Consider the following 10,985-nt stretch of genomic DNA (forward strand, 5'->3'; position numbering starts at 1 on the left):
GGCTGGAGGTGTTTACCGAGGGCGGGGTGGTCAAGCCGGGGCAGGCGCTGATGGAGATCGTGCCCCAGGGCGAGCCGCTGCTGGTGGAGGCGCGGGTGCCGGTGCAGATGATCGACAAGGTGCACCCCGGGTTGCCGGTGGAACTGATGTTCTCGGCCTTCAGCCAGAGCACCACGCCGCGGGTCGCCGGGCAGGTGACCCTGGTGTCGGCCGACAGGCAGGTGGACGAGCGCACCGACGAGCCGTACTACACCTTGCGTGCCGAGGTCAGCGCCGACGGCATGCAGCAACTGCGCGGCTTGCAGATCCGCCCAGGCATGCCGGTGGAAGCCTTTGTGCGCACCGGCGAGCGCTCGATGCTCAATTACCTGTTCAAGCCGTTGCTGGACCGCACGCACATGGCACTGGTGGAAGAATGAACCGGCGTCTTATCCCTTGGCTGCTGGCCAGCCTGTATGGCCTGTGCGCCCCCGCGGCCCACGCCCTGGGGCTGCTGGACGCTTACGCGCTGGCGGTGCGCAACGATCCGACCTTCCAGGCGGCGATCCAGGAGCGCGATGCCGGCGAAGAGAACCGCGCGCTGGGCCGCGCCGCCCTGTTGCCGACCCTGTCGTGGAATTACAACAACTCGCGCAACCAATCCGAGGTGACCCAGGCCACGCCCCTGGGGGACTCTTCCACCGATCGCGACTACCGCAGCTATGCCTCCAACCTGACCCTGCAGCAGCCGCTGCTGGATTACGAAGCCTATGCGCGCTTTCGCCAGGGCGCGGCCCAGGCGCTGTTCGCCGACGAGCGTTTTCGCAGCAAGAGCCAGGAACTGGCGGTGCGGCTGTTGGGCGCCTATAGCCAGGCCCTGCTGGCCCAGGAGCGTATCGAACTGAGCCAGGCCCAGCGGCGCGCCTATGCCGAGCGCCTGCAACTCAACCAGCGTTTGCTCAAGGGCGGAGAAGGCACCCGCACCGACGTGCTGGAAACCCAGGCGCGCTTGAGCCTGGCCCTGGCCGAAGAGATCGAGGCCCGTGACCTGCAGGACAGCGCCCTGCGCGAGCTGGAAGCGATAGTCGGCCAGCCGTTGCGGGTCGACGAACTCGACCCGCTGGCCCGCCGGTTCGATATCCAGCCCATGCAGCCCAACCGCTTCGAGAGCTGGCGCGACCTGGCCGTCGCCAACAACCCGGAACTGGCCTCCCAGCAGCACGCGTTGCAGGCCGCGGAATATGAGGTGGAGCGCAAGCGCGCCGGGCATCTGCCAAAGGTCAGCCTCTACGCCAGCAGCCGCCAGACCCGTTCGGATTCGGAAAGCACCTACAACCAGAAGTACGACACCAACAGCGTCGGTATCCAGGTCAGCCTGCCGCTGTTCGCCGGCGGCTCGGTGTCGGCGTCGACCCGCCAGGCGGCCAGCCAGCTGTCCCAGGCGCAATACGAGCTGGATGCGCAGACCGCCAACGTGCTGATCGAGCTGCGCAAGCAGTTCAACCTCAACACCAGCGGCGCGGCGCGGGTCCGCGCCTATGAGATGGCGGTCGAATCAGCCGAGGCCCTGGTCCAGGCCACCCTGAAAAGCGTGCGCGGCGGCGAGCGGGTCAACCTCGACGTGCTGGATGCCGAGCAGCAGCTGTTCAGCGCCCGGCGCGACCTGGCCGATGCGCGGCACGCCTACCTGCTGGCGCGGGTCCAGCTCAGGTTCTACGCCGGCCTGCTCAATGAACAAGACTTGCAGCAGCTGGCCGGCTACTTCCGCCCTGTCAGCTGACACTCCTCTGTAGCCGCTGCCGCCGGCTGCGATCGGCCAACGGCCGTGGCGATCTTGCAATCGCTGAAGGTCTTGCGGGCCTTATCGCAGCCTGCGGCAGCGGCTACAGGAAACCGTGGAATGCAAACAGCCGTCACGAGGACGGCTGTTTGCTGTGCAGCGGGGCGGGTTCAACGCCGGGTCAGCAAGACCCCGGATTCCATGTGGTGGGTCCACGGGAACTGGTCGAACATCGCGCAGCGGGTGATGCGGTGGGTGTCGTGCAACTGGGCGATGTTGGCCGCCAGGGTTTCCGGGTTGCACGAGATGTACAGGATGTTGTCGAAGCGCCGGGTCAGCTCACAGGTGTCCGGGTCCATGCCGGCGCGCGGCGGGTCGACGAACACACTGCCGAACGCGTAGCTCTTCAGGTCCACACCCTGCAGGCGGCGGAACGGACGCACTTCGTTCAAGGCTTCGGTCAGCTCTTCGGCGGACAGGCGCACCAGGGTGACGTTCTCCACCGCGTTTTCGCTGAGGTTGCTCAGGGCCGCGTTGACCGAGGTCTTGCTGATCTCGGTGGCCAGCACCTTGCGCACCCGGGTGGCCAGGGGCAGGGTGAAGTTGCCGTTGCCGCAGTACAGCTCCAGCAGGTCGTCCGGACGATCGCCCAGAGCGTCGTAGGCCCAGTTGAGCATCTTCTGGTTGACCGTGCCGTTGGGCTGGGTGAAGGCGCCTTCGGGCTGGCGGTAGCTGAAGGTGCGCCCGCCGACTTCGAGTTTCTCCACCACGTAATCGTGGCCGATCACTTCGCGCTTGCCCTTGGAACGGCCAATGACGCTGACGTTCAGGTCGGCCGCCAGCTGGCTCGCCGCGGCGTGCCAGTGCTCGTCCAGCGGGCGGTGATAACACAGGGTGATCATCGCGTCGCCGGCCAGGGTGGTGAGGAACTCGACCTGGAACAGCTTGTGGCTCAAGGCGCTGCTGGCTTGCCAGGCGGCCTTGAGTTGCGGCATCAGCTGATTGATGCGCAGGCTGGCGATCGGGAACTCCTCGATCAGGATCGGCGTGCGTTTGTCTTCCTGGGAAAACATCGCGTAGTGACGCTCGCCGGCTTCGCGCCACAGGCGGAACTCCGCGCGCAGGCGGAAGTGCTGCAGCGGCGAATCGAAGACCTGTGGCTCGGGGGCATCGAACGGCGCCAGCAGTTCACGCAGGCGCGCGACCTTGTCGGCGAGCTGGGTGGCGTAAGCCTGGGAATCGAAAGTCATGCGTTGAACCAACCCAACTTGATCACAAACAATACCGACAGGATCACCAGCGGCGCGTTCAGCTCACGGGCACGGCCCGACAGCAGCTTGATCGCGGTCCAGGCAATGAAGCCGAAGGCGATGCCGTTGGCGATGGAGTAGGTGAACGGCATGGCCAGGGCGGTGACCACCACGGGCGCTGCGACGGTGATGTCGTCCCAGTCTATTTCCGCCAGGCCCGACGTCATCAGCACTGCGACGAACAGCAGGGCCGGGGCAGTGGCGAAAGCTGGCACGCTGGCCGCCAGCGGCGAGAAGAACAGCGCCAGGAGGAACAGGATCGCCACGACGATGGCGGTCAGGCCGGTACGGCCACCGGCGCTGACGCCCGCGGCGGATTCGATGTAGCTGGTGGTGGTCGAGGTGCCCAGCAGCGAACCGGCCATGGCCGCGGTGCTGTCGGCGATCAGGGCCCGGCCCATTTTCGGCATGTGGCCGTCCTTGCCCATCAGGCCGGCGCGCTTGGCGACGCCGATCAGGGTGCCGGAGTTGTCGAACAGGTCGACGAACAGGAAGGCGAAGATCACGCTGACCAGGCCGATGTCCAGCGCGCCCTTGATGTCCAGTTGCAGGAAGGTCGGCGCCAGCGAAGGCGGCATCGAGGTCACGCCGCCGAACGGGGTGAAGCCCAGGGCGATGGAGACGATGGTCACCGAGAGGATGCCGATCAGGACCGCGCCGCGGACCTTCAGGGCTTCCAGGGCGACGATCAGGGCGAAGCCCAGGGTCGCGAGGATCGGGGCTGGTTGCTTCAGATCACCGAGGCCGACCATGGTCGCCGGGTTGCTGACCACGATGCCGGCGTTGTGCAGGGCGATCAGCGCCAGGAACAGGCCGATACCGGCGGCGATCGCCGAGCGCAGCGGCAGCGGGATGCTGTTGATGATCCATTCGCGGATCTTGAAGATCGACAGCAGGAAGAACAGCACCGCCGAGATGAACACCGCGCCCAGCGCCACTTGCCAGGTATGGCCCATGTGCAGGACCACGGTGTAGGTGAAGAAGGCGTTCAGGCCCATGCCTGGAGCCAGGGCGATCGGGTAGTTGGCGATCAGGCCCATCACGGTCGAGCCGATGGCGGCGGCCAGGCAGGTGGCGACGAACACCGCACCCTTGTCCATGCCGGTCTCGCCGAGGATGCTCGGGTTGACGAACAGAATGTAGGCCATGGCCAGGAAGGTCGTGAGGCCCGCAAGAATCTCGGTCCGCACATTGGTGTTGTGTGCCTTGAGTTGAAACAGCCTTTCCAGCATGTCTGCTCCCCGTGGCGCGCAGGGCGCCGTGAATGTATCGACCCAGACAGCAAAGCACAGACCATAAAAAAGCGTCCGGGGATTTTGTGCGGGTCGGAAAAAGCCGCGCATCATACCAGCAGCGCAGGGCTATGGCTGCGATCCTCGGCGATGTTTTGCCCGAGTGGCGACTGGGGCATACTGCGCCGATGTTTTGGGGGGGACTTATGCACAGCACGATAAAAACGATGGCCCTGGCGGTAGTGGCCAGCAGTCTCTGGTTGGGCGCGGCGCCGGCCATGGCCCGTTCCGCGCCACCCTTGAGCCAGGTTGAAATCCTCAAGGTCGAGTCGCAGTCCTGCGGCCTGGAGGATGTGTCGGACGGACGCGACAAGACCGCCTGCGATCACCAGGGCCCGAACATCAAGGTGTACGTGCTGGAAATCGGCTATGGCCGCCAGCCCCGGGTGGCGCTGGACGGCTTCGAGGTCAACGGCACGCGCGCGGCAGTCTGCGAAGAGGGTTCCAGCCTGGTGCCGTGCGGCAACTCGGGGATCACCGTCGGCTACATCTATACCTTCGACCTGGCCGGCAAGCAGGAAGGCACCTTCACCTTCAGCAACACCTCGCTCAACGCGCCGGGCAACAGCATGAGCGCGCAGATCTACATCAAGTGACGGCAGCGTCCGAACGCGGAGGGCTTTAAAGCTGACTAAGCTTTAAAGACCCTACCGCGGACACAGCCCATGACCTTTAGAGCCCTGATTCCCCTCGCCGAGGGTGTCGACGACCTGCAAAGCGTGACCCTGATCGATGTGCTGCGCCGTGCTCAAGTCGAAGTGCTGGTGGCCAGTATCGAAGGGCGGCGCATGCTCACCTGCGCCCGCGGCACCCGGATGACCGCCGACGGCATGCTGGTGGATGTGCTGGCCCAGAACTTCGACCTGATCGTGCTGCCCGGTGGTGCCGTCGGCGCGCAGCACCTGGCGGCTCATCAGCCTTTGATGCAATTGGTCAAGGACCAGGCCGCCGCCGGGCGCCTGTTCGCCGGCATCGCCGAAGCGCCGGCCCTGGCTTTGCAGAATTACGGGGTGCTGCGCCAGCGGCGCATGACCTGCCTGCCCAGCGCCAGCCATCAGCTGTCGGGCTGCAACTTCGTCGACCAGCCGGTGGTGGTGGATGGCAACTGCATCACCGCGCAAGGCTCGGGGGCGGCCCTGAGTTTTGCCCTGACCCTGGTGGAACAACTGTGCGGCAGGGGCCGGCGGACGGTGGTGGAGGGGGAGTTGCTGGTTTAGCGATCAGCAGACATGAGCGGCAATGGGCTCGATGCGCGGTAACAAGGCTTGTTCGGTCTGCCAGATATCGTAGTCGGCCTGTACCGCCAGCCAGACCTTGGCTTTACCTATTCCGGCGCGTTCCAGCCTTACCGCCAATTCCGGCCGGATCGGCGCGTGGCCGTTCAGCACCTTGGAGAGATGGGGACGGGCGTAGCCAAGATGCCTGGCCAGTTCCGTCACGTTGATTCCCAACTCGGGCAATACGTCCACACGCAGTGTTTCACCGGGATGTGGCGGGTTGTGCATGGGCATGATCCTGCCTCCTGTTCAGTGGTAATCCAGATAGTCGACTAGCTCGATATCCGAACCCGTAAAACGAAAAATCACTCGCCAATTGCCCGATACGGTCAGTGACCAGTATTCGCGACGCTCGCCCTTGAGCGGATGCAACCGCCATCCCGGGAGGTCGAGGTCGTCAGGCTCTGTCGCGTGATCCATGAAAGGCAGCATGCGCGCCAGGCGCCTCGCATGATCGGCTCGGATCCCTCGAGTCGATCCCGTTTCATAGAAGGCCTTGAGGCCTTTGTGCTGAAAGGATTTGATCATGCGGCGAGTGTAAGGCGATACCTTACACTCTTCCCAACGGATATGTATTGCAGCGCGTGAATCGGACGATCAACGGCGACGTCCCGCGTGGCTCCTGTCTGCCTCGAATCAGGCCTTGGCTTGTTCTTCCACCGGCCCATGCATGCGATCGCGATGGGCCAGGGTCGGGAACAGTTTTATCCACACCCCGGTCACCAGCAGGGTGCCGACTCCGCCGAGGACCACCGCCGGCACGGTGCCGAACCAGTGGGCGGTGAGCCCGGACTCGAACTCGCCGAGCTGGTTGGAAGCGCCGATAAACAGGCCGTTGACGGCGCTGACCCGGCCGCGCATTTCATCCGGGGTTTCCAGTTGCACGAAGGAGGCGCGGATCACCATGCTGATCATGTCCGCCGCGCCCAGCACCACCAACACCGCGAGCGAGAACCAGAACGAGGTCGACAGGCCGAAGGCGATGGTGGCGACGCCGAACACGCCGACGGCGGTGAACATCACCCGGCCGACATGGCGGTCGACGGCAAAGCGCGCCAGCCACAGCGACATCAGCAGCGCCCCCACCGCCGGCGCCGAGCGCAGCAGGCCCAGGCCCCAGGCGCCGGTGAGCAGGATGTCCTTGGCGAACACTGGCAGCAGGGCGGTGGCGCCGCCCAGCAATACGGCGAACAGGTCCAGGGAGATCGCCCCGAGAATGTCCGGGCGGCTGCGAATGAAGCGTACCCCGGCGAGCAGCGAGTCCAGGGTGGCCTTGCCCTTGTTCAGTGGCGTCTGCCGCGCGGGCAAGTTGAGCATCAGGCAGCAGGCGATCACATACAGCAGCACGGTCGGGCCATAGACCCACACGCTGCCAAAGGCGTAGAGCAGGCCGCCGAGGGCCGGCGCGACGATGGTCGCCGATTGCTGGGCGGATTGCGCGGCCGCCACGGCGCGGGGGAACAGCGCGCTGGGCACGATGCTCGGCAGCAGCGCCTGGGTGGTCGGCATCTCGAAGGAGCGGGCGGCGCCCAGCAGGAACGCGAGGATGAAGATCATCTCGCGAGTGACGTTGTGGGTGGCGCTGCCGATGGCCAGGGACAGGGCGATCAGCGCCTGCAGCGACTGGCAGATGGCTGCCACCTTGCGCCGGTCATAGCGGTCCGCCACATGCCCGGTGTGCAGCATGAACAGCACCCGCGGCGCGAACTCCACCAGCCCGACCAGGCCCAGGTCGAGCACGTTGCCGGTCAGTTGGTAGAGGTTCCAGCCGATGGCCACGGTGAGCATCTGGAAGCCGCTGGCGGTGAAGATCCGCGCCAGCCAGAAAGCCATGAACGGACGGTGATGGCGAAGCAGCAGAGGGTCTTGGCTGGGCATCTGAAAGGCAGGTCTGGGCGTGGAGTAAGGCGAGGTTATCACCAAGATGTAACCAATAGTTGCAGAATCCTTAGCCCCGCATCTATCTCGTTCATTCGAAATAACCCAATCCCTGTAGCCGCTGCCGCAGGCTGCGATAAGGGCCGAAGGACCTTCGAGGGAGCAGAAATCGCCACGACCGTTCCGGTCGATCGCAGCCTGCGGCAGCGGCTACAGGGAGAGCAAAACTTCGGGGAAACCCCGTTCTTGACGTGGTGAGGCAACCTGTCACGCGACAAAAGACCACACAAACCAACGGCGAAAATGCGACTACTCTTTCAACGTTGATTGATCCAGATCAAAACCTTTTGCAAGGTTGGGTCTGGTGGCCAGATGGCCAGACTCCCTGCGTTGCGATGGGTTTAAAAAGAACGAATTCGAATTCGCCACACTCCAGATCCGTGGGGGCAGTGGGTGCAGGCCTCCAGCCGGCAGCCGGTATTACCTGACAGAGGAAAGCTTATGTTCGGTTTGGAGGCACTAGATCTCGCCCGAATTCAGTTCGCGTTCACCATCTCGTTCCACATCCTGTTCCCCGCCATCACCATCGGTCTGGCGAGCTACCTGGCGGTGCTCGAAGGTTTGTGGCTCAAGACCCGCGACGATACCTACCGTGACCTGTACCACTTCTGGTCGAAGATCTTCGCCGTCAACTTTGGCATGGGGGTGGTCTCGGGCCTGGTCATGGCCTACCAGTTCGGCACCAACTGGAGCCGGTTCTCCGATTTTGCCGGCTCCGTTACCGGGCCGCTGCTGACCTATGAAGTGCTCACCGCATTCTTCCTCGAAGCCGGTTTCCTCGGCGTGATGCTGTTCGGCTGGAACCGGGTCGGGCGCAAGCTGCACTTCTTCGCCACCGTGATGGTGGCCATCGGTACGCTGATTTCGACCTTCTGGATTCTCTCGTCCAACAGCTGGATGCAGACCCCGCAAGGCTACGAAATCATCGACGGCCGAGTGATTCCAGTGGACTGGCTGGCGGTGGTGTTCAACCCGTCGTTCCCGTACCGCCTGGCGCACATGGCCACGGCCGCCTTTGTCGCCACCGCGTTCTTCGTCGGTTCGTCCGCCGCCTGGCACCTGCTGCGTGGCCGTGACAACCCGGCAATCCGCCGCATGCTGTCGATGGCCATGTGGATGGCCCTGATCGTCGCGCCGATCCAGGCCGTGATCGGCGACTTCCACGGCCTCAACACCCTCAAGCACCAGCCGGCGAAAATCGCCGCGATCGAAGGGCACTGGGAAAACGTCGGTAACGAGCCGACTCCGCTGATCCTGTTCGGCTGGCCGGACATGAAGGCTGAAAAGACCAGGTTCGCCGTCGAGATCCCGTATCTGGGCAGCCTCATCCTCACCCACTCGCTGGACAAACAGGTGCCGGCGCTCAAGGAGTTCCCGCCAGAGGACCGGCCGAATTCGACCATCGTGTTCTGGTCGTTCCGGATCATGGTCGGCCTGGGCATGCTGATGATCCTCACCGGCCTGTGGAGCCTGTGGCTGCGCAAGCGTGACCGCATCTACCAGAACCGTGCGTTCCTGTACCTGGCGCTGTGGATGGGCCCGTCCGGCCTGATCGCGATCCTCGCCGGCTGGTTCACCACCGAGATCGGCCGCCAGCCGTGGGTGGTCTACGGGCTGATGCGTACCGCGGACGCTTCGTCCGGGCACAGCCTGATGCAGATGAGCATCACCCTGGCGCTGTTTGTCGTGGTGTATTTCTCGCTGTTCGGGGTCGGTATCGGCTACATGATGCGCCTGGTGCGCAAAGGGCCGAAGACCAACGAAGGCGCGGAAGTCAGCCACGGTGGTCCTGGCCAGAAACGCACGCCGGCCCGTCCGCTGTCGGCCGCCGACGACGATGCCGAAGACAACGGCACCAGCCTGAACAAGGGGAATTGAGTCATGGGTATCGATCTTCCGCTGATCTGGGCCGTGATCATCATCTTCGGCATCATGATGTACGTGGTCATGGACGGGTTCGACCTGGGGATCGGGATTCTCTTCCCGTTCGTCAAGGACTCCCGCGACCGTGACGTGATGATGAACACCGTCGCCCCGGTCTGGGACGGCAACGAAACCTGGCTGGTGCTGGGCGGTGCCGCGCTGTTCGGCGCCTTCCCGCTGGCCTATTCGGTGGTGCTCTCGGCGCTGTACATGCCGCTGATCCTGATGCTCATCGGCCTGATCTTCCGCGGCGTGGCCTTCGAGTTCCGCTTCAAGGCCAAGGAAGCCAAGCGCCACATCTGGGACAAGGCGTTCATCGGCGGTTCGGTGGCGGCGACCTTCTTCCAGGGGCTGGCGCTGGGCGCCTTCATCGATGGCCTGCCGGTGGTCGACCGCCAGTACGCCGGCGGTTCGCTGGACTGGTTCACGCCGTTCACCCTGTTCTGCGGCGTCGCGCTGGTGGTGGCCTATGCCTTGCTCGGCTGCACCTGGCTGATCATGAAGACCGAGGGCAAGCTGCAGGAGCAGATGCATGACCTGGCGCGGCCGTTGGCATTCGTGCTGCTGGCGGTGATCGGTGTCGTCAGTATCTGGACGCCGCTGGCCCACCCGGAAATCGCTTCGCGCTGGTTCACCCTGCCGAACCTGTTCTGGTTCCTGCCGGTGCCGATCCTGGTGCTGGTGACCATGTATGGCCTGCTGCGCGCGGTGGCCCGCAATGCTCACTACACGCCGTTCCTGCTGACCCTGGTGCTGATCTTCCTCGGCTACAGCGGCCTGGGCATCAGCCTGTGGCCGAACATCGTGCCGCCGTCGATCTCGATCTGGGACGCCGCCGCGCCGCCGCAAAGCCAGGGCTTCATGCTGGTGGGCACGCTGTTCATCATCCCGTTCATCCTGGGTTACACCTTCTGGAGCTACTACGTGTTTCGCGGCAAGGTCACCCACGAAGACGGCTACCACTAGTCAATGCGCCGCTCCCCGTGCGGGAGCGGATCTGCTCGCGATGGCGCCCCGAGCGACGCCATCGTCTCCATTCCGAGAGGAGTATTCGATGATGGCTGGTAAACCCACGTTGCAGGAAATCGAAGAAGCCGAGAAGAAACCGCTCTGGCAGCGCCTGGGCTGGCTCGCCGGGATCTGGGTCGGCAGCGTGCTGGCGCTGTTTATCGTCGCCAGCCTGATGCGCATGTTCATGAACGCCGCGGGCCTGACCACACACTGATTTTTACTACCGCTCATCCCATCCCGTTGCCTTGCGGCACGGTTTTATAGCCCTCCTCTGGAGGGTTTTTTTTGCCTGCGCGATTGCCACGCTTTTCTTCCTTAGGAGCAGCCGGTCGACGCTCGATTGCTCGCGATGAACGATAACGCAGTGCTTCAGGCATTCCGCGTGGCACGTATCGCGAGCAAGCTTGAGCTGGTCAAGTAATCCTGGACACCGTTTACGGTGCTTATGCCGCTTTTTGCTCCATAGCTATTGGCG

General features: G+C 64.1%; 12 protein-coding genes. 7 read left to right on the top strand and 5 right to left on the bottom strand.

The window, feature by feature from the left end; all coding sequences use genetic code 11:
* Nucleotides 1–419 (top strand): beta-barrel domain-containing protein (locus tag AC07Y9_RS31860; protein WP_146021815.1); only part of this gene is annotated, 419 nt, incomplete at its 5' end.
* Nucleotides 416–1,759 (top strand): TolC family outer membrane protein, encoded by a 1,344-nt coding sequence (locus AC07Y9_RS31865; RefSeq protein ID WP_102681513.1) that lies wholly within the window; start codon nt 416–418, stop codon nt 1,757–1,759. The genes AC07Y9_RS31860 and AC07Y9_RS31865, both read left to right, overlap by 4 nt.
* 170 nt (nt 1,760–1,929) lie before the next feature.
* Here AC07Y9_RS31865 and trmA read toward each other — a convergent pair whose 3' ends face one another.
* Together trmA and AC07Y9_RS31875 are read right to left on the bottom strand one after the other, a co-directional pair.
* A complete protein-coding gene (gene trmA, locus AC07Y9_RS31870) occupies nt 1,930–3,009 on the bottom strand; it encodes a tRNA (uridine(54)-C5)-methyltransferase TrmA (protein WP_102681514.1) in 1,080 nt (359 codons plus the stop codon).
* Nucleotides 3,006–4,301 (bottom strand): NCS2 family permease, encoded by a 1,296-nt coding sequence (locus AC07Y9_RS31875; RefSeq protein ID WP_009045742.1) that lies wholly within the window; start codon nt 4,299–4,301, stop codon nt 3,006–3,008. Before AC07Y9_RS31875 ends, trmA begins: the two co-directional genes overlap by 4 nt.
* A gap of 206 nt (nt 4,302–4,507) precedes the next feature.
* Here AC07Y9_RS31875 and AC07Y9_RS31880 point away from each other — a divergent pair, with 206 nt between their 5' ends.
* Both AC07Y9_RS31880 and AC07Y9_RS31885 read left to right on the top strand, forming a co-directional pair.
* Complete coding sequence (locus AC07Y9_RS31880; protein ID WP_102681515.1) at nt 4,508–4,957, top strand: DUF4879 domain-containing protein; 450 nt, start codon at nt 4,508–4,510, stop codon at nt 4,955–4,957.
* Between the two features lie 69 nt (nt 4,958–5,026).
* The gene (locus AC07Y9_RS31885; protein WP_007930019.1) at nt 5,027–5,578 is read left to right on the top strand and encodes a DJ-1 family glyoxalase III; all 552 of its coding nucleotides are present in this window, start codon (nt 5,027–5,029) and stop codon (nt 5,576–5,578) included.
* A 3-nt stretch (nt 5,579–5,581) separates the two neighbouring features.
* Here the strand turns inward: AC07Y9_RS31885 and AC07Y9_RS31890 are convergent, their stop codons facing one another.
* The 3 genes from AC07Y9_RS31890 to AC07Y9_RS31900 all read right to left on the bottom strand — a co-directional run bounded on the left by AC07Y9_RS31890 (nt 5,582) and on the right by AC07Y9_RS31900 (nt 7,516).
* Nucleotides 5,582–5,872, bottom strand: coding sequence for a HigA family addiction module antitoxin (locus tag AC07Y9_RS31890; RefSeq protein ID WP_102681516.1), 291 nt, complete (start codon nt 5,870–5,872; stop codon nt 5,582–5,584).
* 15 nt (nt 5,873–5,887) lie between these two features.
* Nucleotides 5,888–6,166, bottom strand: coding sequence for a type II toxin-antitoxin system RelE/ParE family toxin (locus tag AC07Y9_RS31895; protein WP_009050976.1), 279 nt, complete (start codon nt 6,164–6,166; stop codon nt 5,888–5,890).
* A 108-nt stretch (nt 6,167–6,274) separates the two neighbouring features.
* Nucleotides 6,275–7,516 carry an MFS transporter gene (locus AC07Y9_RS31900; RefSeq protein WP_102681517.1) on the bottom strand — a complete coding sequence of 414 codons (1,242 nt, stop codon included), beginning with the start codon at nt 7,514–7,516 and terminating at the stop codon, nt 6,275–6,277.
* Between the two features lie 501 nt (nt 7,517–8,017).
* On the opposite strand from AC07Y9_RS31900, the gene AC07Y9_RS31905 reads away from it, so the two are divergent.
* The 3 genes from AC07Y9_RS31905 to AC07Y9_RS31915 all read left to right on the top strand — a co-directional run bounded on the left by AC07Y9_RS31905 (nt 8,018) and on the right by AC07Y9_RS31915 (nt 10,724).
* Entirely contained in the window at nt 8,018–9,454 is a 1,437-nt protein-coding gene (locus AC07Y9_RS31905) for a cytochrome ubiquinol oxidase subunit I (protein WP_102681518.1), read from the top strand.
* Nucleotides 9,455–9,457: 3 nt separating this feature from the next.
* On the top strand, nt 9,458–10,465 hold the full coding sequence (gene cydB / locus AC07Y9_RS31910) for a cytochrome d ubiquinol oxidase subunit II (protein ID WP_053262756.1): 1,008 nt from the start codon (nt 9,458–9,460) through the stop codon (nt 10,463–10,465).
* Nucleotides 10,466–10,556: 91 nt separating this feature from the next.
* The gene (locus AC07Y9_RS31915) at nt 10,557–10,724 is read left to right on the top strand and encodes a DUF2474 domain-containing protein (protein ID WP_023969448.1); all 168 of its coding nucleotides are present in this window, start codon (nt 10,557–10,559) and stop codon (nt 10,722–10,724) included.
* The last annotated feature ends 261 nt before the right edge of the window (nt 10,725–10,985 follow it).

Source organism: Pseudomonas sp. GW456-L12 (assembly GCF_059424045.1).

Excerpts from the sequence above, each read along its gene's own strand:
- trmA (WP_102681514.1), bottom strand. The coding sequence starts at position 3,009 with ATGACTTTCGATTCCCAGGCTTACGCCACCCAGCTCGCCGACAAGGTC.
- AC07Y9_RS31885 (WP_007930019.1), top strand. The coding sequence starts at position 5,027 with ATGACCTTTAGAGCCCTGATTCCCCTCGCCGAGGGTGTCGACGACCTG.
- AC07Y9_RS31880 (WP_102681515.1), top strand. The coding sequence starts at position 4,508 with ATGCACAGCACGATAAAAACGATGGCCCTGGCGGTAGTGGCCAGCAGT.
- cydB (WP_053262756.1), top strand. The coding sequence starts at position 9,458 with ATGGGTATCGATCTTCCGCTGATCTGGGCCGTGATCATCATCTTCGGC.
- AC07Y9_RS31915 (WP_023969448.1), top strand. The coding sequence starts at position 10,557 with ATGGCTGGTAAACCCACGTTGCAGGAAATCGAAGAAGCCGAGAAGAAA.
- AC07Y9_RS31905 (WP_102681518.1), top strand. The coding sequence starts at position 8,018 with ATGTTCGGTTTGGAGGCACTAGATCTCGCCCGAATTCAGTTCGCGTTC.
- AC07Y9_RS31875 (WP_009045742.1), bottom strand. The coding sequence starts at position 4,301 with ATGCTGGAAAGGCTGTTTCAACTCAAGGCACACAACACCAATGTGCGG.
- AC07Y9_RS31900 (WP_102681517.1), bottom strand. The coding sequence starts at position 7,516 with ATGCCCAGCCAAGACCCTCTGCTGCTTCGCCATCACCGTCCGTTCATG.
- AC07Y9_RS31890 (WP_102681516.1), bottom strand. The coding sequence starts at position 5,872 with ATGCCCATGCACAACCCGCCACATCCCGGTGAAACACTGCGTGTGGAC.
- AC07Y9_RS31865 (WP_102681513.1), top strand. The coding sequence starts at position 416 with ATGAACCGGCGTCTTATCCCTTGGCTGCTGGCCAGCCTGTATGGCCTG.
- AC07Y9_RS31895 (WP_009050976.1), bottom strand. The coding sequence starts at position 6,166 with ATGATCAAATCCTTTCAGCACAAAGGCCTCAAGGCCTTCTATGAAACG.